Below are 24,066 nucleotides of genomic sequence, written 5' to 3'. Positions count from 1 at the left end.
CCGGTGCCCAGGCGCAGTCGCTGCTGGAGCAGGTAAGTGCGTGGAAGGGTGCGCAGGCGCACGCGCTTGCCCGCCACCTCGGTCGCAGCCCGCAGGCGCTGGTCACGCCCGGCGCTGATGCTCCGAGGTCGCTAGTGAGGCTGTTGCCGTTGCTCGTCGCGGCCGGATTCGCCGACAAGATCAGGCCGCTGGGGTGCGTCGAGTGCGGCCGAACTGATCCGCCGCCGTTCACGAAAGTCCCGGCCGGGAGGTTATGCGACCGCTGCACGACCCGGCACCGTCGCCGGCCGTGTGCGCGCTGCGCAGAGGTCCGTGTCATCCGGGCCCGCCGCCCGGAGGGTGGTATCTGTGGGCGGTGCCGCGAGCAGGAGCCTGACGCGCGCGAGCCATGCGCGGACTGCGGCCGGAGTATGTTGCCTGGTCGGCGCCTACCGGACGGGACGGCGCTGTGTCAGCGGTGCGCGCCGAAGAAGCTGGAGCCGTGCTGCCGCTGCGGCCGGGACAAGCGGGTCAACGCGCGAACACCGCACGGGCCGGTCTGCAGCGCGTGCTACTCCAGCGCCCCGCGCCTAATGAGTTTTGGGAGTGAGCTCCGGCAGACTCCTGGTGGGTAGGTAGCCGCTGGCTGGTGAGCACTCGTCGCGCCTGGACATCGAGTCCTGAGCAAAGATCGTGCCCCGGCTGGTTGGTGGGGAGAGTTGATCGCTGATGGGATGTCGTGCCCGTCCGGTAGTGGCGTGAGCACTGCTTCATTAGGTCGCTGATGGTTCTCCCGCTGGCTACTGGCCGTGTTCGGTGTCGGAGACGGGAGATGCGTTGCTGTTCGTAGGAGATGACTGGGCCGAGGATCACCACGACGTCGAGTTGATGGACGCCGCCGGGCGCCGGCTGGCCAAGGCCCGCCTGTCCGAGGGTGTCGCGGGGATCGCCCGGCTGCACGCGATGATCGGTGCGCAGCTCGGCGAGGACGTCGAGGACGCCGCCGGGCTGGTGAAGATCGGCATTGAGACCGATCGGGGTCCGTGGGTGCAGGCGTTGATCGCCGCCGGGTACACGGTGTTCGCGGTCAATCCGTTGCAGGCGGCCCGCTATCGGGAACGCCTCGCCGTGTCGGGGGCCAAGAGCGACGCCGCCGACGCGCACATGTTGGCTGACATGGTGCGCATCGACTCCCACCAGCTGCGGTCGGTTGCGGGTGACACCGCCGAGGCCGAGGCCGTCAAGGTCGTCACCCGGATGCACAAGACGCTGATCTGGGAACGGACCCGGGCCGGACAGCGGCTGCGGCACGCGCTGCGGGAGTACTTCCCCGCCGCGCTGGAGGCGTTCGAGGACCTCGACGCCGCCGAAACCCTGGAACTGCTGGCCAAGGCCCCCGACCCCGCGAGCGCGGCGAGGCTGAGTACCGCGCAGATCAGCGCGGCCCTCAAACGTGCCCGCCGCCGCCATATCGCGGAGAAGACCGCGACGATCCAGTCGATACTGCGGGCAGAGCACCTCGGGCAGCCCGCCGTGATCACTGCGGCGTATGCCGTGTCGGTCCGCGCGCTCGTCGCCGTCCTGGGCACCCTCAACGAGCAGGTCAGCATCCTGCAAGGGCAGGTCGAGGCCCATTTTGGCCGGCACCCGGATGTTGAGGTCGTCTTGTCCCAACCCGGGCTGGGACCGATCCTCGGCGCCCGGGTGCTGGCCGAGTTCGGTGATGAGCACGACCGGTACGCCTCGGCGAAGGCCCGCAAGAACTACGCCGGGACCAGCCCGATCACCCGCGCGTCCGGGAAGAAGAGAGTCGTCGCCGCCCGGTTCGTGCACAACGACCGGCTCATCGACGCGCTGATGACTCAGGCGTTCGCGTCGCTGCGGAACTCCCCGGGCGCCCGCGCCTACTACGACCGGCAACGCGCCCGCGGCGCCAGCTACAACGCCGCCCTTCGCCAGCTCGCCAACCGGCTCGTCGGCATCCTGCACGGATGCCTCAAAACCGGCACACCCTACGACGAGGCGACCGCCTGGTCGCATCACCTCACCGAGGCTGACGCTTGACATTCAAGCTCCTGGGATGTCTTTGCGGAATTTGTGGGACGGTCGCGCCCATCCAGGCACGGGCAACGGAAAGTCGGCCGGACACGTGCCGCCGATGCCTGGGTCGCCGGGTGAAGCAGTGCAGCGTCGGCGGGGAGCACCGTCGCGGCCGCCACATTCTGGGCGGGGCAGGGCAGTTCCATTGCGACAGTTGCGTTCCCCAGCCGGTCCAGGACTGCGGAGTCTGTGGTCTGCACAAGCCGGTGAAGACGTTCTTGCCGCTCGGCCCGGTCTGCAACACCTGTTACCGACGCAGTCTCACCACACCGGGAACATGCATCTCGTGCAAGCGCCGACGCCTGATTGTGGGCCGCACCGCCGACGGGGATGCCCTCTGCGCCACCTGCTCCGCACCCGACGAGCCAGCCCAGATCTGCAGCAGATGTCACCAGCCGGGTGATCTGCTGGCGGGCGGGGTCTGCCCGCGTTGCACTCTTGAGGCCCGCGTGGCCGATCTGCTGCACACCGGTCGCGCGCTGGGCCCGAGCCCGCTCGGCCCGCTGGTGGCCGTGCTCCGCGAGGCCGACAACCCCTACCAGATGCTCATCTGGTTGCGGCGCAGCCCGGCGGCGCGACTGCTCGGACGACTCGCCGCTCAGCCGGGCGACCTCACCCACCAAGCCCTCGACGTGCTGCCCCAAGGCGAGTCAACCGCCTATGTCCGTGGCCTGCTCGTCAGCGCCGGCATCCTTGCCGCACGCGACGAGAACCTCGCCCTGCTCACCCGGTGGCTGGCACGAACGCTCGCTAAACTCCCGCCGGGTCACGCGACCCTGATCCGGGCGTTCGCCGAGTGGCACGTGCTGCGCGACGCGCGTCGCCGGTCCGCACGCGGCCGCTACACCTACGCCGCCTACAAGGGAGACTCCGGCAACATTCGGGCCGCTACTCGAGTCCTGGCCTGGCTCGACGAACGGCACCTGACGCTGATGACCCTGCGACAGGCACACCTCGACACCTGGGCGTCAGGAAACCTGACCCTGCGGGCCTGCAGCATCCCCTTTATCCGGTGGGCCGTCGCACGCGGCCTGACCACCGCTCTGAGCATCGCTCACCCACCAAACCGGCCCCCACGCCACTTCCAGGTCGACGACATCCAGCACGAAGAACTGCGGCAGTGCCTCACCGACACCTCCTTGCCAAGAGACGTGCGCATCGCAGGTGCTCTGACCCGGCTCTACGCCCTCGCGCTCACCCGCATCGTCGAGCTCACCGCCGGCCACCTGCACCGCGACGCGAACAACGCCTACCTAACGATCAGCCGCCGACCGGTGATCCTGCCACCGCCCCTGGCCCGGCTCATCGAAGAGCAGATCGCCGCGGCCACGCCACAGCATCTGCTGGCCGACGCAAACGGCTATCTGCTTCCTGGCCGAAGCCCCGGCCGGGCACGCAATCCCGCAGGGCTGGCCGACACCATGCGCCAGCACGGCCTCCCCGTCCGCGCCGCCCGCAACACCGCCATGATGCAGTCACTGACCGATCTGCCACCGATCGTGATCGCCGACCTGTTCGGGATCAATCCCGGCACCGCTCACCGGTGGGCACAGTTCGCCAGCAGTAGCTGGGCTGACTACCTCGCCGCCCTGAGCGACACTGCATCCACCGCCCGGCCAAGCTGATCTCTACCCCGTCAGCGATGGCCTGCCGCGGCCGCGATCCGGATGGGCCTACCGGCGGCGTCTTAGCTTGCTTCGTCTTGCTTTGCAGGTGGGAAGAGGGCGCTGACCGCACGGACGACGGCGGCTCGGCGTGCGCCCGTGCTCGTGTCCGCCGCGACTCGCCGAGCCAGGTCGGCCAGTTCGGGCTGACCGGCGTTGGTGAAGGCGATCTGGCTCACCAGGGCGAGTACGTCGACCGGGTCCCAACTGGGGTCCAGGTGACCGGCCTGCTGGGCCTGACGCAGCTTCTCCACCTTGGCGATCATGGACTTGCCGTAGGGGTCCGACGGCCCTGCCGCAGCAGTGCCGGGCCCACCGGCAGCATCCTCGGCGCCGTCACCGGTGGGGTCGAAGGTCAGGTCCGCGGTGTCGGCCTCGGGGGTCAGCTCCAGCCGTCCCCAGCTGAGGAAGCGGAGGCGGTCGGAGTGGGTGGTGAAGTAGTCGAACAGGGCGCCGGCGTAGGTGGGCAGGTCGCGGGGGTCCAGGGGTGCGGCTTCGGCAGCCAGGGTGAGCTGGTGCCGGGCGACGACGGAGTAGAGCTCTTCCTTGCTGTGGAAGTAGGCGTAGACCCGTTCCTTGCTGGTGCGTGCGGCCTTGGCGATGCGGTCCACCCGTGCTCCTGCGATGCCGTGGCGGGCGAACTCGCTCTGGGCCGCGCTGAGGATTCGCTCCTGGGTGCCTTCGCGGGTCTGGGGGCGGGCGGGCTTGGCGTCAGGCATGAGATCGATCATAGCCCAACCGAACCGTTTGGTTTGACGGTGCGCCCTGCCTGACCTACCGTTAACGTCAGAACCGAACAGTTCGGTTTGCTGAGGAAGGAAGCATCGTGCAGCAACGCAGTCTCGGGAACCAGGGTCTGACCACCTCCGCCATCGGCTTCGGCTCGATGGGTATCTCCGTGGCCTACGGGCCCAGCGACGAAGCCACCGGCATCGCCACCATCAAGCGCGCCCACGAGCTGGGTGTGACGTTCTTCGACACCGCCGAGGTCTACGGCTGGGGGGCGAACGAGAAGGTCGTCGGCAAGGCCCTGGCCCCGGTGCGTGATGAGGTCGTCATCGCCACGAAGTTCGGCTTCACCCAGGAGTACGGGTTCGACTCCCGCCCCGAGCACATCCGCGAGGTCGTCGAGAACAGCTTGCGCTACCTGGGCACCGACCGCATCGACGTGCTCTACCAGCACCGGGTGGACCCCCAGGTGCCGATCGAGGACGTCGCCGGCGCGGTCAAGGAGCTCATCACCGCGGGGAAGGTGAAGTACTTCGGTCTGTCCGAAGCCGGCCCGCAGACCATCCGGGCGGCCCACGCGGTCCAGCCCGTCTCGGTCCTGCAGAGCGAGTACTCCCTGTTCGAGCGTGACGTCGAGGCCCTGCTGCCAGTGCTGCGCGAACTCGGCATCGGCCTGGTGCCCTACTCCCCGCTGGGGCGCGGCTTCCTGACCGGGACAGCGAAGCCGGCCGGCAGCTACGACGCCACCGACATGCGCAACACCGACCCCCGCTGGCAGCCGGGCAACTTCGAGAAGAACGTCACCGCCGTCGACCAGCTCCGGCAGCTGGCCACCGCCAAGGACGCCACTGTCACCCAGCTGGCCCTGGCCTGGCTGCTGGCCCAGGGCCAGGACATCGTGCCCATCCCCGGCACCCGCAGCCCCGAGCGCGTGCAGGAGAACACCGGTGCCGCCGACCTCACCTTGAGCGCCGACGACCTGGCCGCCATCGCCCAGATCCTGCCCGGCGGCGGCTTCGGTGCCCGCTACGCAGACGGTCAGGTGCCCACCTGGAACTGACCTGAAGCCCATCCGCGTGCAGCGATGACCTGGGGAACACGACGTCGTGTTCCCCAGGTCATCGCTGCATAGGCCCACCGGTAGACGCCGGCCCAAAGCCGATGAATCCCATCGGGCGGCCGAATACCGCAGGTTCGGAATACCAGCTCTTCACCAGCAGGCCCGTGCCACCACGGAGGCGATCATCGGCGGCGTCACCGGCAGCATCCGCAACCCCGACACGGCTCTGCTCGGCCGATTCGACCGGCGCGGTCGGCTCCGGTACACCGGCCGCACGCACCCGCTGGCCACGCCCCAGCGCCCGGAGCTGGCGAGACTGCTGTCGCCGCCACGCCCGACCGACCGCCCTGTTGTCATCCATCCCTGGCCCGATCCGCTACCGGCCGCATGGTCCGGCCAGTTCGAGCGACCCGAGCCGCTGCGCTACGCCCAGGTCGAGCCGACCGTCGTGGCCGAGATCGAGGTGGACACGGCCTACGAGCACCACCGGTGGCGTCACCGCGTCCGGTACGCGCGCCCCCGCCCGGACCTGTCGGTGTACGACGTGCCGCTGATCCTCGGCGAAGGCGAAGACCCCTTCTCCGACTACGCGCGCAGCGCCTGAATGGCCGCACCTTGATTGCCACTACAGAAGGGCGCCGCAACCGATCTGCTCATGCTCACCGCACTGAACGTGTGCACTGCTCCGAGGTTTCTGCTACCGGGAGCTGGGGTTGCCCTCGTGCCCCCACCTGTTCGGCCAGTATTGATCGTGTGCGGTGACGAGAGCGGTGAGCGTGACCACTGCCTCGCGCATCAGCTTGACGTCACGCTTGTCGGGCTCGGTCGGCTTGCCATTTGTGTCCGCCCCCATCATGTCGGTGTCGGCAAGGGCGGTGACGGTTCGCTGTGCGGCGACGAGTGCTCGCCGGTAGTTTGCGGACTCGGGGTCGGGATCCGGGTTATCAGCGGCCAGGATCGCGGCGGCCTTGATGAACGCTCGGTTGTCGTCCGGCTCCAGGTTGAGCGGCACCTGCTTCCCGTGGATGTTCGCCCGGGCGCTTGTGATCACGTCTACGACCACGAGCTGCCCTTGGACGAGGCCAGTTCGAGCCGCGTCGTGCACCCGTTGGTTGGTGCTCTGGGTTGGGCCAGGAGTGGTCAACGCATACATTGCCGCCCGCAGATCTTTGGCGGATCCATGGTGTGCGTGTGGACCTACGCTTACCCGCCAGACGCCGGGCACGGCCGGGCCGCTAGGGAATGAAACCTTGTCGGCGATCACGGTAACGGTGCCCAGCCGCCGCCACTCGAAGTTCGCTTGCACTCCCGTCATCAGCCTCTCCTGTCTCAGGGCGAGATATCCTTCAATAGTGCGGGCCGGTCGGCTGGCGGTCAAGTGGTCAGTCCATAGAGCAGAGAGAGCACGTGCATGGGCGGTCGGACCCGTCGGCCCACTCCACTCGTGCGCAGCGGGACAAACGACGGCGATACAGTTCCGCCGGCCGTGGATGTCAGTCCGTCACCTCGGAAGCGGGCTGCCGGTACTGGTAGACCTCGACGTCATCAAAGCTGCCGGTCAGGACGTAGACGTGCTCAACGGCGGGCGCCGGGACATTGCTCGTCCCGACGTAGAAGCCAGTCTGAGGCAGCTTGACCACCGTCGGCGGGCTTCCGTCCGCTGTGACCTCCACCGGCATCAGTCGTCCGTCGACCGGCCCACCCAGAAACCACGCTTCTACTGCCGCCATCCGGCCATATGCCGCCACCCGCCAGCCTCTGGTTGACCCTCGGGACCGGCGGACATGATCATCGTCCTGTCGGCTCCCGGTCGCTGTGGCCGCCCGTCTGGGTCCGGCACGCCTCGGCGAGCAGTACTGAGCGCGTCAGGGACCATTCGGCCTCGGGAATGGTTGGTGCGGCTGCCGGATGCTCGGGCAACAAGGAGATCACTCTGCTGACGAGTGCGCTGGCGATGTGCCCGCGTTCCACCCGGAGTCCTGTGTTGTGGCAGGTTCGGCAGCGTACGAGGCCGGCGGCGCATTTGATGGCGCCGAAGCAGTCGGGGCAGCGGTTGAGGTCGGCAAGGATGTCGTCGGTGAGGACGTCGGCCAATGTGTGGGGGCCGGTGCCGCCGTAGCCCCAGGCGAACAGGCCTCGGGCGCCTGCTTCGCTGTCGCGCAGTAACCTCCGGCTGCCGTCTGGTTCCTCGACCACCACGATGTATGAGCCATCACGTTCGGGTAGGCCGTGGTAGCGCCAGTCGATGAATCCTGGCCCTGCCAAAAGTTCGCGAAGGCTGTCGTGTAGACCACGCGCACGCCGCCTTGCTAGGACGACCTCGCGTCTACCGGTTCTGGCGCTTGCCGACCAGTTGATGGCCTCCGTGATGAGGCGACGAAGCTGGGGATGCATTCGTCGGGCGCGGGGAACCTCGTCGTGTTCGTCTTTGGCTTCCTGGTTTCCCTGCTCGGTGGCCGGCCAGCGGGCACCGTCGTCCTGCTGCTCGTCCGTGTCGTGCTCGTCTAGGACCCGCGTGAGGTACTCGTGTAGGTGTTGGGCGGTGCCACGGTCGCCTTCGCGAACGGCGGCGATCGCGTGGGCCCACAGTGTGAACAGGTAGACGGCCGGGTAGATCGGATCATCCACGTGCAAGTGGAGCTGGAGTTCCTCCTCAGCCTTCGTGACCAGGGCGTGCGGGAGTATCTGCGGCTGACCGGCGGGGGCGGGTTGGCGGCGGCGCCTTTCCGGGTTGTGGACCAGCCAGCCAGCGGCGATCAATCGGGCCTGCCAGGCTGCGGCGACAAGCGGGTAGGGATTTCCGTTGGTCCGCCACGGCAGCCAGTCGACCAGTTCGTTGATCGCTTCGTCTGCCTGCTGCCCGGACGGAGTAGCTGATAGGAGCGGGTCGAATTCGGCGATAAGGCCGGCGAGTACCAGCGATGAGCGGTGCCGGTTGGCGTCCGTATCGTTACGGTGCCCCCGACTGAGCTGTCGGGCCACGCGGTCGAGTGCCTGCGTGTAGACCTGAACTGCTCGTCCGTCGCCTGCGGTGGCTGCCATCGTTGCTGCGCTGAGGAGTCTCCGGCCGGCCAGCAGTGCTCGTCGATCAAAGCCGGCGTGGAACGCGGCCGCCGCGAGTTCAGCCATGGTCTCGGCGGCGGCCACGGCTGGGCCGGTCGGGTCGGGTGTGTGGGTGGTGCGCCAACCGGTGCGATCCGGGGGCAGTGGACTGGCCGGGCTGACCTCCTCGTTAAGCCGGGACGCAATCAGTTCCAGTTGTTCTTCGACGGCATCGGTGGGCGGCATCCGATGGGTCGAGTAGAGCTGGCCTACGACGCGTCCGAGGCGTCCTACGTCGGCTTGAAACGCGGCACTGCCCTGCCACCCGGCTGGCCAGCCCGCACTCTCCGGTGTGGGCGCGGCGAGCATGGAGGCGAGACGATCTACCAGGGCACGTAGAAGGTCGTAGGCGTCAAGGCTCCTTGTCCGCATGTTGTCTGTTGTGCGCGCCGTCACCGGTGTCGAGGGCTGTGTGTGATGTGCGACCAACTCGAAGATCATCAGCAGTTCTGGAGCGTCCAAGGCATGGCGGGTCGCATCGTCCATCGCCTCGCGCACCGAGCGTGAAACCAGTCGCTGGCGCCGTTGCTCTGGGCTGGGTGCGCCCGACGGGTCATGTCCTCGCCGCAGACTGACCGCGTCCATGGTCGCTACGCTGCTGCTCTCGGCAAGGCGCTGCGGTCTGGCCTCGGCAGCCTGGATTGGCCCGCCGTTCCCTTCAACTGAGCCGCGGCGCCGTCTTCGGATACGGTCGCCCGTGTTCGGCGCTGGCGGTCTCAGTGCGGGAAGAATCCGCGATGGTAGGAGTGTCGCCAGTCGAGCTCCGGCGACATCCACGAGGGCGTCGAGCAGCACCTCACTGAGCATGGACGGGCCGGCCGCGCGGGCCCGCTGCGCTAGGTCGCCGATGGTCTCGATCACCGCTTCCGCCACCACGAGATCACGGCTGAGGTGAACACCCAAGGCCGCGAGCGCGGTGATCACGTCCTCTCGACCGGTGCCGGGTTCGCGTCTCAGGTCTGCGGCCACCAACCGGATGGCTCGGGCGATGTCCTCCGGCGGTTCACCGGCGTGCCAGCGCAGCACCAGCACAAGCGCCCAGGTTGCTGCCGCTGTCCGGCACTGCCCGATGGGCAGCCGGGTGGCGCCGACAAGCTCGGTGAGCAGCGCCGTCTGGGCTGCCAAAGCCCGGGGCGATCGGGACGTACGGCCGGCGAGGGCGACAACCCTCCGCGCTGTATGGCTCACAAGCCAACCTGGGTTGGCCCGACGCGATCCACGCCAGGTCGCATCGGCAATGAGGAGCAGCGCCGTTCCGAAGCCGGCGAACGCCAAGCGGGTGGCGGACGGGGAGGGATTGACCGCCGCGAACATTGGTAACACGACGCCCAGGGCAGTGACGGCAGCGACGCTGATGGCGCTGGACCAGTTGAAGACGACCCGCGCTGCCCGCCAGGAAAACGGCGAGAGTATCTGCGTAGCGACCAGCCCAACTGTCGGCAGCAGGACCAGCAACGCGGCGACAATGGCGGACATAGCCAGGCCCGCGGCGGCTTGGAATCCCCGGCCGGCGTCACCTGCGGCGAGGGGAATCCGCGGCCAAACGGTGCTGCCGAAGACCCAGGCCGCGGTTGCCGCCCAAGCCCACGCAGCAGCTCCCGTCCGCCGCCACCGTGCGCCCCGAAGCATGCCTAGAATCACGGCGCTGAGTATGCGCCCACGCATCCAGCGGTGTGGTGGTCGCCAGCGGGGGCCTCCGGCTCCAGGATGCCGCGAAGATCGTCGGCAGCCGCCGAGTCCGTGGGTGGTTGCGGAGAGAGCCATCCCGCCTGCCCCCCCGGGCAAGACAGGCAGACCACCGCCCGACCCGCCAGCGTCCGCGCGGGCCCTCACGGTAAGACCGTCGTGGCGGGCCGGGGGCGGCCGCTCCCGCGGAGGGCGGGTCGTCGGCATACGAGATGGCGGGGATCGCGACATATGTGACGAGTAGGGGTCCCCCGATGGACGACGAGGACCGACCTTTTAGGCAGCCAACCATCGTCTAGCATCGTAAGACTTACCCCCCTTCACCCGACGGAGATTGCCGCCCCATGACGAACGCCGAGGTTGCCTGGATCGCACACTTCATCTGGGGCATCGCCGACGACGTCCTGCGGGACCTGTACGTTCGGGGGAAGTACCGCGACGTCATCCTTCCGATGATCGTGCTTCGCCGCCTCGATGCGGTCCTTGAGCCGAACAAGGCTGAAGTGCTGGCGATGAAGGAGAACCTGGACACGAAGAGGATCGTGAACCAGGAGGCGGCGCTGAAGGTAGCAGCCAAGCAGCCCTTCTACAACACCTCCAGGTTTTCCCTGCGAGACCTCCGCAACCGGGCGGACCAGCGGCAGCTGAAGGCCGATTTCGAGGACTACCTCGACGGGTTCTCCAGCAACGTCCAGGACATCCTCACGAGCTTCGAGTTCCGCAATCAGGTGCCCCGCCTGTCCAAGTCGGACGCCCTCGGCACGCTGATTGAGAAGTTCCTCGACCCGAACCTGAAGCTGAGCTCCCTCGACAACCACGCCATGGGGTCGGTATTCGAGGAGCTGGTGCGCAAGTTCAACGAGGAGAACAACGAGGAGGCGGGCGAGCACTGGACCCCACGAGACGCTGTGAAGCTCATGGCCAATCTCATCTTCCGTCCGATCGCCGACCAGATCACCGACGGCACGTACCTGCTTTACGACGCAGCGGCAGGGACCGGTGGGATGCTCACCGTCGCCGAGGCCACCTTCACCGAGTTGGCCGAGAAGCGCGGCAAGCGAGTGTCGACCCACCTGTACGGCCAAGAGATCAACGCCGAGACATACGCCATCTGCAAGGCGGACCTACTCCTGTCCGGCGAAGGCGAAAACGCCGACAACATCATCGGCGGGCCTGAGCACTCCACGCTCTCGAACGACGCGTTCAAGGGCCGGAAGTTCGACTTCATGCTTTCAAATCCGCCCTACGGCAAGTCATGGAAGACGGACCTTGAGCGCATGGGCGGCAAGGGCGGGATCACGGACCGGCGGTTCAACGTCGACCACGCGGGCGACGCGGAGTTCTCGCTGGTCACCCGCTCCAACGACGGTCAGATGCTCTTCCTCGCCAACATGATCTCGAAGATGAAGCACGACTCCACGCTCGGGAGCCGTATCGCCGAGGTCCATTCCGGGTCGTCGCTGTTCACCGGAGACGCAGGCCAAGGTGAGTCAAACGTTCGGCGCTGGATCCTCGAGAATGACTGGCTCGAGGCGATCATCCAGCTGCCGCTGAACATGTTCTATAACACCGGCATCGCCACCTACATCTGGGTGCTGTCCAATCGGAAGCCCGAGCACCGCAGGGGCAAGGTGCAGCTGATCGATGCCAGCGGATGGTTCTCCCCGCTGCGACGGAACCTCGGCCAGAAGAACTGCGAACTCTCGGACGTCGACATCGAGCGCATCGTTGAGACATTCCTCGTGTTCGAGGAGACAGAGCAGTCGAAGATCTTCGACAACGCCTACTTCGGCTACCGCAAGGTGAGGGTCGAGCGCCCCCTGCGGCTGCGCAGCCAATGCTCCCCGGAACTCGTCGAGCAGCTGCGGTTCGCCTCAGGTGACCAGGCGCTGCGCGCCGAGCTGTACGACCAGTTCGGCGACCAGCTCTTCGACGACTTCGCAAAGGTCAAGACGCTGGTCGAGGAGTACCTGGATGGCGGCAGCGACGACGAGGACGAGGACGCCGAGCCGCGAGTAAAGCCAGCGGTGCGCAAGCGACTGCTCGACGAGAAGCGCTGGGCCCGCGACAAGCGCCTCCACGCCTTGGGCGAGCGACTCGCCGAGGAGCTCGGGGCCGAGGTGTTCGACGACCATAACGAGTTTGCCTCGGGCGTGAATGCCGCCCTGACCGGCTGGGGCGAGAAGCTTGGCACGGCAGACAGGAAGACCCTCCTCCGCGGCCTTTCTTGGCGAGACGAGCAGGCGCCGCCGGTCGTCAAGAAGGTGTCGAAGGGAGTCAAGGCGATCCCGGACCCGCTTCACGGCAAGTTCGAGGTGGAGGTCGAGGGGAAGCCGACAGTGATGGAGTACGAGGCCGACCCGGAGCTGTTGGACTTCGAACAGGTGCCCTTGCTCGAACCAGGCGGTGTCGCTGCCTTCATCGCTAGGGAGGTCACGCCATACGCGCCGGACGCGTGGGTCGACGAGAAGTCCGAGAGCAAGATTGGCTACGAGATCTCCTTCACCCGCCACTTCTACAAGCCCGCCACGCTGCGGCTTCTCAATGAGATCGAGGCCGACATTCGCAAGCTCCTTGTCGAGAGCGACGGGCTCGTCGAGCGAGCGCTGGATGCCTGAGATGGCGGCGATCAAAGGCAGTCACGAGATCCGGTGGCCGACCATGCCCCTGCGTCGGGTCGCAGAGGTCCGCAACAGCAACGTAGACAAGCTCTCACACCCCGGCGAGGTTCCAGTCAGACTGTGCAACTACGTCGACGTCTATCGCAACGACCTCATCACCGGTCGTATCGAGTTCATGCGCGCGACTGCGACGGCCGAGGAAGTTGCAAAGTTCAAGCTGCGCCGAGGCGACGTGCTGATCACGAAGGACAGCGAGCTGTGGACTGACATCGGGGTCCCGGCAATCGTCAAGGTCGAAGCGGATGATCTTGTCTGCGGCTACCACCTGACGATGCTGCGAGCCCGACAGCACCTAATGTGGCCCGGATATCTTGCCCGTGCACTGCGTGTTCCAGAGGTGGCAGTGCAGCTGCACCTGGCAGCGAAGGGCGTTACGAGGTTCGGCCTGACCCAGCAAGGCATCAAGTCCGCGCTTGTGCCGGTCCCGCCGCTGGACGCCCAGCAGGCGATGACTCGGTACCTGGACCACCTCGACCTTCGGGTCGGACGAGCGGTCAACAAGAAGCACCAGCTAGTTCAGCTTCTGGACGAGCGACGGCGGGTCGTAAGCCAGGAACTGGTCACTCGGGGGCTTCGAAATCCCGGCGAAAGGCGCGCTTCCGGAGTCGACTGGCTGGGCGAGGTTCCAGCGCACTGGGACGTGCGGCCAGCGAAGTGGTTCTACCGCGAGGTGAATGAGCGCTCGCAGCGGGGCGAGGAGCAGCTCATTTCCGTCTCCCACCTCACCGGCGTGACACCGCGCGCCTCCAAGAACGTCACCATGTTTATGGCCGCGTCATACGCCGGCCACAAGCTCTGTCGGCCAGGCGATCTCGTGATCAACACCATGTGGGCCTGGATGGGCGCCCTCGGTGTGGCGGCCGACACTGGAATCATCAGTCCGGCGTACGGCGTTTACCGGCCCCTACCTGGCAGCTCTCTCCACCCGGCCTACGCCGACCTCCTGCTTCGCACGCGCCCCTATATCGACGAGTACACGTGCCGCTCTACCGGCATCCGCTCGTCACGCCTGCGGCTCTACCCAGACCGCTTCCTCACCGTCCCGATCGTGTGCCCGCCCGGAGAGGAGCAGCAGGAGATTGTCGTGCGCGTCGCTGACGCTACGCGCGATCTCAACGCTGCCATTGCCGCAACCATGCGCGAGATCGAGCTTCTCCAAGAGTATCGAGCGCGCCTCATTGCTGACGTCGTCACCGGCCGTCGGGACGTGTGGGCCCAGGCGGCGTCGTTACCTGATGTCGACCCCGAGGAGTTGGACGCTGTCCTCGCGGCAGCATCCACTGACGACGATGATATAGACGACGACGAGGAGTAGTGGGGATGCCGGCAGACACGTCCGAGAAGGGGCTAGAGACCATCCTCGTCGAGGGCCTATGCGCCCACGGATGGATGCACGGAAAGTCTGCCGACTACTCGCCGGCGTTCGGCCTAGATCTGGTCCAACTCCGTAGCTTCCTCAAGGACACCCAGCCTGCGCTGGCGGCTGTGCTGGACCTCGATCCGTCCAGCCCCGCCGGGCTCAAGACGCTATCGCGTATCCAGGGCGCTATCACCAAGCGCGGCGTCATCGATGTCCTGCGCAACGGCATCCAGCACGGCCCGCACGACATAACCCTCTTCTACGGCACTCCGTCGAAGGGGAACGTCAAGAGTGCCGGGCTGTTCGCAAAGAACCGGTTCACCGTCACCCGACAGCTGCACTACTCGGAGGACGAGACCAAGCTCGCCCTCGACGTCGGCCTGTTCATCAACGGCTTGCCCCTCAGCACGTTCGAGCTGAAGAACAGCCTGACCAAGCAGACCGTCGCCGACGCCGTCGAGCAGTACAAGCGCGACCGCGATCCGAAGGAGCTCATCTTCGGGTTCAAGCGAACCCTCGCTCACTTCGCCGTCGATGACGCCGAGGTCGAGTTCTGCACGAATCTCGCCGCTAAGCCGCCCTGGTTTCTGCCGTTCAACCGCGGGTTCAACGACGGCGCCGGCAACCCGCCGAATCCAAACGGTCTGAAGACCGCCTACCTGTGGGAGGAGATCCTCGCCCCGGCGAGCCTCACCAAGGTCATTGAGGCGTACGCGCAGGTGATCGAGGAGGTTGACGAGACGACCGGGAAGAAGTCGATCAAGCAGCTCTTCCCTCGCTTCCACCAGCTCGACGTCGTCCGCAAGCTGCTCGCTGACGCTGGGAAGAATGGTGCTGGACGCCGCTACCTGATTCAGCACTCAACAGGCAGCGGCAAGTCGAACTCCATTGCCTGGCTCGCCCATCAGCTGATCCGCGTCGAGGACCCGAAGGTTGAGATCAAGCCGGTGTTCGACTCAATCATCGTGGTCACCGACCGGCGGGTGCTCGACCGGCAGATTCGTGACACGATCAAGCAGTTCGCTCAGGTCGGCGCCACTGTCGGCCACGCCGAGCACTCCTCGGACCTGCGGGACATGATCGAGGCTGGCAAGAAGATCATTATCACGACGGTCCAGAAGTTCCCGTTTATTCTCGCCGAGATCGGCGACAAGCACCGGGAGCGCAACTTCGCCATCATCATCGACGAGGCCCACTCCAGCCAGGGTGGCAGAACCGCGTCGGCGGTGTCGAAGGCTCTGGCGGCCAAGAAGGCGCTGGCGACCAAGGTGGACGACGACGGGTCCGGCGAAGGCGACGACGACCCCGTCCAAGACCTCATCAACGAGGCGATGGAGGCACGAAAGATGTTGCCGAACGCCTCCTACTTCGCCTTCACCGCTACGCCCAAGAACAAAACACTCGAGATGTTCGGCGATGCCTACGTCGAGGACGGCAAGACGAAGCACAAGCCGTTCCACACCTACACCATGAAGCAGGCGATCGAGGAGCGGTTCATCCTCGACGTTCTCAAGTGCTACACGCCCGTCCAGAGCTATTACCGGCTCGTCAAGACAGCGGCGGGCGACCCGGAGTTCGACACGAAGCGTGCCACGAAGAAGCTGCGGGCCTACGTCGAGGGTAACCAGACGGCCGTCGCGAAGAAGGCCCAGATCATGGTCGACCACTTCCTCGAGCAGGTCGTCGCGCTGCAGAAGGTCGGCGGCGAGGCCCGAGCAATGATCGTCACCGGCAACATCATGCGGGCGATCGAGTACTTCAATGCGATCGGGGAGTACCTGGAGAAGCTTGGCAGCCAGTACAAGGCGATCGTGGCGTTCTCCGGGGAACACGAGTACGCCGGCGAGATGGTGAACGAGGCGAAGCTCAACCGGTTTCCGTCTGGGGAGATCGCCGAGCGAATCCGTAGGGAGCCGTACCGCTTCCTCGTCTGTGCCGACAAGTTCCAGACGGGCTACGACGAGCCGCTACTACACAGCATGTACGTCGACAAGAAGCTGTCGGGCGTCAAGGCAGTCCAGACGTTGTCGCGTCTGAACCGGGCGCACCCGAAGAAGCACGACGTATTCGTACTCGACTTCCAGAACGATGTCGAGGGGATACGCAAGTCGTTCGAGTCCTTCTATCGGACCACCGTCCTTTCGGACGAGACCGACGCCAACAAGCTCCACGACCTCAAGGCCACCCTCGACGGACATCAGGTCTACGACCAGGACGAGATCGATTTCCTCGTCACGAAGTATCTCACCGGAGCGCCTCGTGACGAGCTCGACCCGATCCTCGATGTCTGTGCCGCCCGGTATAACACGGACCTAGACGAGGACGCGCAGGTCGAGTTCAAGGGCGACGCCAAGAGCTTCGCCCGCACCTACGACTTCCTCGCGTCGATCCTGCCGTACTCCAACGCCGCCTGGGAGAAGCTGTCGATCTTCCTCAACTTCCTCGTCCCGAAGCTCCCCGCGCCGAAGGAGGACGACCTCTCCAAGGGGATCCTCGAGGCGATCGACATGGACAGCTACCGTGTCGAGAAGCAGGCCGCGGTGCGCCTTCTGCTCCCGGACGCTGATGCCGAGATCGACCCTGTTCCGGCCGGTGGTGCGGGGCACAAGCCCGAGCCCGAACTCGACAAGCTGTCGAACATACTCAAGACCTTCAACGACCTGTTCGGCAACATCGCCTGGACCGACGAGGACCGAATCCAGAAGTTGATCACCAAAGACATCCCCGAAAAGGTCAACTCGGACCCTGCGTATCAGGCTGCCAAGAACAACTCCGACAAGCAGAACGCCCGCATTGAGCACGACAAGGCGCTCGAGAAGGTCATCCTCAACCTCATTGCAGACGACACCGAGCTCTTCAGGCAGTTCATGGATAACCCGGAGTTCAAAAAGTGGCTGGCCGAGACTATCTTCGGCATCACCTACTCATAGCGGCTCCTGACGCCCTGATCCCCGGAGCGGCCGCCCTTCATCGCCAAGAAATGACTTCAGCCGACGTTCGCTGCATGCGTCGCGGCTCGCCCGTCGGCCAATTGCGTGACCGCGAGGCGCGCCGAGAACACGGGATGCAACGTGATCGACGTTGACGAACTCGCTCGGTGGATTTTGGTTGCGCTGGGTGAGTTTGGCGGCACCGCCCAACGAGCCGACATTCTCCGTGTCATGGAACGGCTACTCGGAAGCCGGCTGAGGGCCGACGACCTTGCTCCACGTCCGAGCGGTCGGGACCTCGTCTGGAAGAACAATGCCTCTTTCGCTCGGAACCGCCTGGTCGAGCAGGGTTTGCTCCATCCGACAGAGGTTTCCGGCCACGGTAGCTGGTCCTTGACGCCCAGCGGAGCACGGGAATCCGCCTTGCTGCGGTCGCTTCGGATTCCGCCGCTGTGCCCGACCTTTCGGTCGATTGCCACTGACGTGATATGGCGCACCCAGGTGGGACGCTCGGTGGGGCTGGTGCCCGGCGAGACGACTTTCACGGATAACGCCCTGCTTCATCTGGCGATCAGCCATCCCGCGCACATTTCGATCCAGCGATTCGCTTCCAAACGGGAAGCCGAGACCGGCGCGGACTGGGAGTGGTGGATCCGCGACCTGCATGGCTACGTGGGATTCCGCACCCAGGCGAAGCGTGCCGATCCAAGGACCGGCCGCATTGGACTCGACCAGCGTGCGGCGCCGTCCGTATCCTCCGGCTATCAGATCGAGGTCTTCGTCGAGCGGTGTCTCGCTGACCGCATCGCTGGCCTCTACTGCATCTACAGCGATGGCCGACCAACGTGGCGATCCGACCTACCCGAAGCCGGCCCGTGCCCGCACGGGCCGGTCGATATCGGCCAGTGGGGATGTACGGTCGTGCTGGCTGATACGGCCCTACGGTTAGCGTTGGAGAAGGATCTCCATCGCGAGACCGTTCTGGCAGCCGGAATGCCCTGGTACCACCTCGTCTGCCATCACCCTGTCACCGGCCTAACCACCGGCATACACCATCTCTTCTCAAGGCTGAGAGCAGCCGAAATGGTGGTTAGGGATCGGGTCGACAACCCCTTCGACCGGCAGTACCCCAGTCCGCCACCCGCCACCCAGCCGCCAAGCGAGGTGGAGGCGTACTTCCTTGGCGAACATCGCACCATTGAGCCATGGTCGGATCTAGCGGGCGTTGTGATGATTGACGCGACGGAGGACGGCACCAACCGCTGATCACAGGCTTGGTGCTTGTAGTAACCGCCACACGAACCTCCCTAGGTATGATGCGCGGATTCGGAAGGTCCGATCTGTCGGCTAGGAACACTTGTCTCCGCAGGAGTTGCGGCGTGAATCCGGGCCGCCGGCAGCGTTGAGCTGAGAACCGGCACGCCTATCGTGGCGAGCCGGAGGTCGCCGACGGTGACGTGGCTGTCCTGGCCGTCGTGGCCTGGGTAGAGCAATGCTGCTCGCTGCACACGGAGTCGATGTGCGTAGGTGCTCAGCTGGTAGAGCTCGTCGGCCTTCGGCTTGGCCTGCCAGTGGCGGTACTTGGCGTCGTACACCGCCACGGGCTTGTGCTGTTCGTCGAGGATGACGAAGTCCGCGTTCGCCACCATCGGCTGGGAGTCGTCGGTGAGCACGACCGGATGCTGTGCTGATATTCGCTGTCCGGCTGGTAGTTGCTTCGCGAGCCAGTGGCCCACGTAGGTTTCCCAGACCTTCGTCATGTTGAACAGCACCGTGACGCCGGAGGCCCCGGAGGCGTAGGGAAGCACGGTTTGGCCGGCGAGGACGAGCAATGCCAGCGCGTAGGCCTCACGGTATCGCGGCGGTACGGAGGTTGGGCGGCGCTGCATCAGTCGTTGAGGGTCTGCGACTCGCGAGATCGACGTGAAGCATGGGCCGAGTGCTCGCAGCCGTGCCGACAGCGCCGGGTCTGGGTAATGCTGCTGTATGAGCACCCGGTGCGCGGCGGCGATGGTCTGATTGAGAAGGATGTCCTGAGTGAGGCGCTTTGCCTTGGTTACCAGGCGGTCTGGGCGCCCGAGATACTTGGCGAGGTGCGCCGTCACATCGGGAGCGCCGGGGTAGGGCGGCCGGGTGAAGGTTCGAGACTGGTACTCCTTGGCCAAGCCGAATCCGACGAGGCGTTCAGTTTCCCGAGCGAATGCTGTAGCGATCAGATCGACCAGGCCACGGCTGCCGCTGCCCGCGGCTGCGGTGTCGCGTAACAGCACGGGCTGGCGTGCGGCCAGCCGCAGCAGCTCGCGGAAGTCCGCGAACGGAAAGCGACTGGCGATGTCGACCGTGCGTCCCGATCCGAGCGTGAATCGTCCAACGTAGGGCCCGGGTTGAACGTCGAAGAGCCCTGGCTTCCCAGACGGCAGGACCTGCTGGATGACCCGGGGTTTGTCGCGTCGGCCTGCCGAGCCGCGGGTCAGCTGTGCCAGCTCACCTGCTTCCCGATCGGTGAGCGCGACACGGCTGATCTCGTACTCGCGTAGGTGCAGCATTCAGCTTCGCTCGGCGATAAGCGCACGGATATCCACGTCCAGGCGTTCTAGCTCTTCTGGCCGCTCGAACCAGTGCTCTGCCAGATATGGGTACAGCTGGTAGGACCAGATGGCCTCGGCTGTCGCGGCGTCAATCTGCTCGACCATCCAGTAGGAGTGGCCGGGGCTGACGGGTGATTGGTGACCGACCCGGTCGCGAATCAGCCGGAACATGCCGAGCAGCAGATCAGCGTCCACGTCGGAGCGGGTGCTGGACCACTTGGCCAGCACGTCGTCGCTGGGGTGCAGGTGGAAGGCGTTGAACCGGCGGCGCAGGGCGAAGTCAACGAGTGCGAGGCTGCGGTCTGCCGTATTCATCGTCCCGAGGATGATGATGTTGGGCGGCACCGAGAACTGCCGCTGTGAGTATGGCAGGACTGCTGGTTTGACACCCCGGTACTCGAGCAGAAAGAGCAGCTCACCGAAGACGGCAGCAAGGTCCGCTCGGTTCATCTCGTCGATGACGAGGACGAACACGTCATCGGATGGGGCCTTGCGCGCCCGCTCGCACAGCTTGAAGAACACCCCATCGCGCGGGGTGTAGCGCAGGGCGCCGCCGTCCGCCAAGTCGGGCCGCAGGCCTTCGACAAAGTCCTCGTAGGAGTATGCGGGGTGGAACTGGACGAGTTCGACATGATCCGGGGAAGTCGCGAGGCGGTGGGCGAGCTTCAAGGCGACCCACGTCTTCCCTGTCCCGGGCGGCCCGAAGAACACCCCTTGACGCATCGGTCCGTGTAGCGCTGCAACCCATTTGTCGATCTGCTCCACCGGCAGGTAGCACTGGTCTGCCACCTGTTCGACGGTGAGTCGCCCGCTAGACTGTACGTCGATAACCGTGGGTGGTTCGGCGACGGGTCCGGCGACGCTTGGCGCGGTGGCGGCCCGCATGATGTTCGTGAGCAGCGCGTCCGCTTCTTGCGGCGCAACACCATACTGTTCACGCCACGTCCGCAGGACCTCACAGAAGCGCTCATAGCCGACCTGACCGTCCGCGCGGAAGGTCCTCCCGGTTACGTGAGCGAGGCCCTTCATCGTGGCATTGATACACACCGCGAACCGCTCCGGATCGCGTAGATACAGCAGCATGCTTGGCAGCGACGAGCCCGCACCGGGCAGCACCGAACGGTCGGCGAACATGCGGCCGAGCAACGCCAACGCCTCGTCGGCCGGAGAGGTCCACAGCTCCGCGACGACGCGGTTGAACCGGTCGATGTCCTCGGTCAGCTTGTTCATCACGGCCCCGGCGAAGCCGGGCGAAAACCGGTCCAGGCGCACCTGGCCGGTCTTCTCATGCCGGTTGAACAGCCGCCCCAGTTGCAATGCCTCGTCGACGCTCATGGAGCCGGCGAGTTTGTCGAGTAGGTCGCGTGCATCCGACTCCGCCTCGACACGTGCCGCCACGAACCGCTCACCGAAGATTTCCCGTACCTCGGTTAGCGACTGGGGCGTCGGATCAACTGCTGACTGCTGGTCGTAGCCCATCGCTCTCCCTACGAGCCCGTGGAGCCAGTCCGTACGGACGGCGTCTGCGAGCAGCCTATGCCCGCTGCTCGTATACACGAGTGCTGGCGGGCCGACGGGCCGTCAGGGTTGGGTGGCGGGGACGAACCTCTTTGATGACGGGCAGCGACCTGGCGTCGCCGCACCGCCTGGTGTGTCGCCGAGCTTTCCGCGCAATGTGCGGCTCGTTAGCAGTGCTCCTTCTTCGCCTGTTCGGCGACGGACCTTGCCTGCTTCAGCAGCTCTGCAACCTTGCTCTGGTAGCCGCGTCCCTTCTTGCGCCGGGCCTCCGTCTTCAGCGATACCTGATTGAGAAGGTCCTTGACTCGGTTTGCGTCTGGCGCCTGGGGCGGGGTGTAGTCCGGCAGTGCGGGGGCGGCCTGCTGATACTCAGTCAATGCTCGGTCGAGGTCGGCACCGTCGTCCTTGAGGGAACCGATCTCGCTCGTCAGGCTGACCATGTCGCTGTCGATGCTGTAGGCGTCGCTCTCCACGGTGTAGGCGTCGCTGTCTGCGGTGTAGGCGTCGCTGCAGGCAACCGACTGGTCAGATTCCCTGTCGGCACCCGCAGCGCTGGCCTCCGCGTCGGCGAGGTGGTCGCGAGCAGCGGACAAGTGACTGTCAAAGTCCGAGAAGGAGGGCGGCGTGGCGAGCCCGGCTTGAACCGCCTGCATCTTCTTCATGACGGCGTCGGCCGCGGAGGCGATCCGCTGCTGGCTCTCTTGCACTGAGGCCGCCGCTGCGGCACTCGCCGCAGCCGCCTCATTCGCTGAGGCTTTGGCTTGAGCGGACGCTTTTACGGCATCCACGGCATCGTTGTACGTCTTGAGCGACCCCGGCATCAGGGTGACAGATGCGATTGCGCCGTCGTTCTGAGGTACCTGAAGGCTCATGCTGGAGCCCGACAGGATGCCGGAGACGTTGTGGACGAGCCCGAACCCCTGGGGGAAGCTGAGAGTCAGGGCATTACCGTCCAACGTGCCTGTGAAGGCGGCGTGCGACGTCGTCGTCGTCGTGGTCTCGCTCTCGTGGGCCATGCGAATCTCGTCCAGGGCTCCCGACAGCGCGTTCGCCTCCCGGGTGATCTGGACCATGACGGCGCTTGTTGCGTCGGCTCCCACCCAGATGTGGGGGAACTCCTCGGCCTGGCTGCCGAGTCTCGAGCACGACGTCACAGCGAGTCCCGCCGTGAGTAACAAGCCCGCAATCAGTCGCCGGGCATGCCAGGGGCACCTTCGCACCGCTGCAACCTAGCGATTGCGGCACCCACGCGGTACCGCCATCCGGACGGTGTCCCCCGCAGCTACGTCTATGGCACCCCGCTTTGGCCCGGGGACGAGGCCAAGGCCACGGGCAGGCAGAGCACTGGCCGAAGGGGGAGGCTGCCGGGCCTCTCAGGCGGCTAGCGGCGGTACATCGTGGGCGGACAGGTCTGCCCCGCACGCCTGGAACGTCGGCCTTACTCTCGGCAGCGGAGGCGTGTCTCCATCAGGTCGAAACCGCCACTGGCGAATCTCGTCGCGGCCTCAACTGCCTCGGGCTTCGTCGTCCAGCCTGCTTGCATCCCCTCTCGCAGCCGGGAGGCGTACTCGATCACCTCCGCCGGCCGCAACAGGTCCTCGACCACGTCGCAATCCAGGGCGGTGGGCCAGTTGCGTTGCTTCAGTTGTGCCGATCCGACGAGGATCCCCACGTAGGCCAACCGCAGGTCGTCTCCACCTACGGAGTGCGTGCCGACGCCGATCCCGAACCCGGCCGAATAGTAGATCGGCAGGGCCGTGTCGAGCACATTGACTCCGTCGCCACCACCGGGTAAACGCGCCGCCGTCGAAACGCCGTCAGGTATGCGCCGGCCGGGCGACGCGGCCTGCCGCAGGCAGAACCGACGGCCGGCTTCGTCACGGGCGAAGGTCAACAACCGCTGCTTCCGCCGGTCGACCGGCGGCGCCCATTTGACACCGAGCCTGCGGGCGAGCTCCTGCCCCCTCGCGTTGGCGTCCGCGACCTGTGCGGCTAACTGCTGCGGGGTACGTGACGGCAGCACGATCGAGCACCAGGCGGGTGGCACCGCTTGCAACTGCCAGCCCAGCTGGTCCGCGAGCTGTGGGTCCTCGGCGCGGACCCGGAGCAAGAAGGCAGCCATATCGCGGCGGACCCGGCGCTGCCGCGGCCTGTCGTAGGCGTCCTCACCTCGGTCAGGAAGGTACGCGTCAGGTAGGCCTGCATCCTTGGCGCTGAGCTTGTCGTGCGGTTCTCCCCCGGCCCACAGCCGGTCCCATGCAGTGGTGGGAGTGATAGCCGAAGGCTGAGGGACGGGAGCGATGGCCGAAGGCTGAGGCGAGGCGGGTGTTGCACTGGCCACAGCCGAGGACATGACGGGTGCGGCAGGGTGTTCCGCAGTCGAAGAGCTGCAGCCGGTCAGGACCACCGCACAAACGAGTACGGCCGACCGTCGCAGATGGCCAATCTTCGCCTCGAACACGACGACAGGCTAGCCCCAGGATCCAAACAGGGGCCCGGATGCTGTGGGGACCCCTGCGTTGACGTCCAAGGCTGGGCCATAGGGCAGTGCCTCTTTGGCCTGCTCATGAAGGCCGGTCAAGTTGATCCCGACCTCTTCGCGCAAGGCGCGCGCGTGGCCGGATGCGCTGCGTTACCTCGCCATGGTTCTCCACCAAGTCGCGCCGGCG

The 24,066-nt window shown here is 66.0% G+C and carries 16 protein-coding genes; 8 read left to right on the top strand and 8 right to left on the bottom strand.

The annotated features are described in order from the left end of the window. Positions 1 to 816 precede the first annotated feature (816 nt). Positions 817 to 2,043, top strand: coding sequence for an IS110 family transposase (locus tag ABZU69_RS22615; protein WP_354966324.1), 1,227 nt, complete (start codon positions 817 to 819; stop codon positions 2,041 to 2,043). Continuing rightward, complete coding sequence (locus ABZU69_RS22610) at positions 2,040 to 3,704, top strand: hypothetical protein (RefSeq protein WP_354966323.1); 1,665 nt, start codon at positions 2,040 to 2,042, stop codon at positions 3,702 to 3,704. Before ABZU69_RS22615 ends, ABZU69_RS22610 begins: the two co-directional genes overlap by 4 nt. 62 nt (positions 3,705 to 3,766) lie before the next feature. On the opposite strand, the gene ABZU69_RS22605 is transcribed toward ABZU69_RS22610, so the two are convergent. Then, the gene (locus tag ABZU69_RS22605) at positions 3,767 to 4,462 is read right to left on the bottom strand and encodes a TetR family transcriptional regulator (RefSeq protein ID WP_354966322.1); all 696 of its coding nucleotides are present in this window, start codon (positions 4,460 to 4,462) and stop codon (positions 3,767 to 3,769) included. A 107-nt stretch (positions 4,463 to 4,569) separates the two neighbouring features. On the opposite strand from ABZU69_RS22605, the gene ABZU69_RS22600 reads away from it, so the two are divergent. Both ABZU69_RS22600 and ABZU69_RS22595 read left to right on the top strand, forming a co-directional pair. After that, positions 4,570 to 5,532, top strand: coding sequence for an aldo/keto reductase (locus ABZU69_RS22600; protein ID WP_354966321.1), 963 nt, complete (start codon positions 4,570 to 4,572; stop codon positions 5,530 to 5,532). A gap of 46 nt (positions 5,533 to 5,578) precedes the next feature. Then, positions 5,579 to 6,136 (top strand): hypothetical protein, encoded by a 558-nt coding sequence (locus ABZU69_RS22595; RefSeq protein WP_354966320.1) that lies wholly within the window; start codon positions 5,579 to 5,581, stop codon positions 6,134 to 6,136. A gap of 93 nt (positions 6,137 to 6,229) precedes the next feature. Here ABZU69_RS22595 and ABZU69_RS22590 read toward each other — a convergent pair whose 3' ends face one another. The 3 genes from ABZU69_RS22590 to ABZU69_RS22580 form a co-directional block, all read right to left on the bottom strand. Next, complete coding sequence (locus ABZU69_RS22590) at positions 6,230 to 6,847, bottom strand: hypothetical protein (RefSeq protein ID WP_354966319.1); 618 nt, start codon at positions 6,845 to 6,847, stop codon at positions 6,230 to 6,232. Between the two features lie 178 nt (positions 6,848 to 7,025). Then, entirely contained in the window at positions 7,026 to 7,211 is a 186-nt protein-coding gene (locus ABZU69_RS22585) for a hypothetical protein (protein WP_354966318.1), read from the bottom strand. 109 nt (positions 7,212 to 7,320) lie between these two features. Continuing rightward, the gene (locus ABZU69_RS22580) at positions 7,321 to 10,110 is read right to left on the bottom strand and encodes a hypothetical protein (protein WP_354966317.1); all 2,790 of its coding nucleotides are present in this window, start codon (positions 10,108 to 10,110) and stop codon (positions 7,321 to 7,323) included. 554 nt (positions 10,111 to 10,664) lie between these two features. Between ABZU69_RS22580 and ABZU69_RS22575 the strand changes: the two genes are divergently transcribed. The 4 genes from ABZU69_RS22575 (at position 10,665) to ABZU69_RS22560 (ending at position 18,557) form a co-directional block, all read left to right on the top strand. Further along, positions 10,665 to 12,938, top strand: a complete 2,274-nt coding sequence (locus ABZU69_RS22575) for a class I SAM-dependent DNA methyltransferase (RefSeq protein ID WP_354966316.1) — start codon at positions 10,665 to 10,667, stop codon at positions 12,936 to 12,938. Further along, positions 12,931 to 14,316 (top strand): restriction endonuclease subunit S, encoded by a 1,386-nt coding sequence (locus ABZU69_RS22570; protein WP_354966315.1) that lies wholly within the window; start codon positions 12,931 to 12,933, stop codon positions 14,314 to 14,316. The genes ABZU69_RS22575 and ABZU69_RS22570 overlap by 8 nt, the downstream gene beginning before the upstream one ends. A 5-nt stretch (positions 14,317 to 14,321) precedes the next feature. Then, positions 14,322 to 17,291 carry a type I restriction endonuclease gene (locus ABZU69_RS22565; RefSeq protein ID WP_354966314.1) on the top strand — a complete coding sequence of 990 codons (2,970 nt, stop codon included), beginning with the start codon at positions 14,322 to 14,324 and terminating at the stop codon, positions 17,289 to 17,291. A 141-nt stretch (positions 17,292 to 17,432) separates the two neighbouring features. Next, positions 17,433 to 18,557 (top strand): hypothetical protein, encoded by a 1,125-nt coding sequence (locus ABZU69_RS22560; protein ID WP_354966313.1) that lies wholly within the window; start codon positions 17,433 to 17,435, stop codon positions 18,555 to 18,557. Positions 18,558 to 18,598: 41 nt separating this feature from the next. Here ABZU69_RS22560 and ABZU69_RS22555 read toward each other — a convergent pair whose 3' ends face one another. The 4 genes from ABZU69_RS22555 to ABZU69_RS22540 form a co-directional block, all read right to left on the bottom strand. Next, positions 18,599 to 19,837, bottom strand: coding sequence for a hypothetical protein (locus ABZU69_RS22555; protein ID WP_354966312.1), 1,239 nt, complete (start codon positions 19,835 to 19,837; stop codon positions 18,599 to 18,601). Beyond that, the gene (locus ABZU69_RS22550) at positions 19,838 to 21,358 is read right to left on the bottom strand and encodes an AAA family ATPase (RefSeq protein WP_354966311.1); all 1,521 of its coding nucleotides are present in this window, start codon (positions 21,356 to 21,358) and stop codon (positions 19,838 to 19,840) included. 206 nt (positions 21,359 to 21,564) lie between these two features. Beyond that, positions 21,565 to 22,470, bottom strand: coding sequence for a hypothetical protein (locus ABZU69_RS22545; protein WP_354966310.1), 906 nt, complete (start codon positions 22,468 to 22,470; stop codon positions 21,565 to 21,567). A 365-nt stretch (positions 22,471 to 22,835) separates the two neighbouring features. Then, positions 22,836 to 23,858 carry a hypothetical protein gene (locus tag ABZU69_RS22540; protein WP_354966309.1) on the bottom strand — a complete coding sequence of 341 codons (1,023 nt, stop codon included), beginning with the start codon at positions 23,856 to 23,858 and terminating at the stop codon, positions 22,836 to 22,838. Positions 23,859 to 24,066: the final 208 nt, after the last annotated feature.

The organism is Micromonospora sp. NPDC005206 (assembly GCF_040608175.1).
GTDB lineage: Bacteria > Actinomycetota > Actinomycetes > Mycobacteriales > Micromonosporaceae > Micromonospora.
This window is presented reverse-complemented; position numbering and strand designations above follow the sequence as displayed.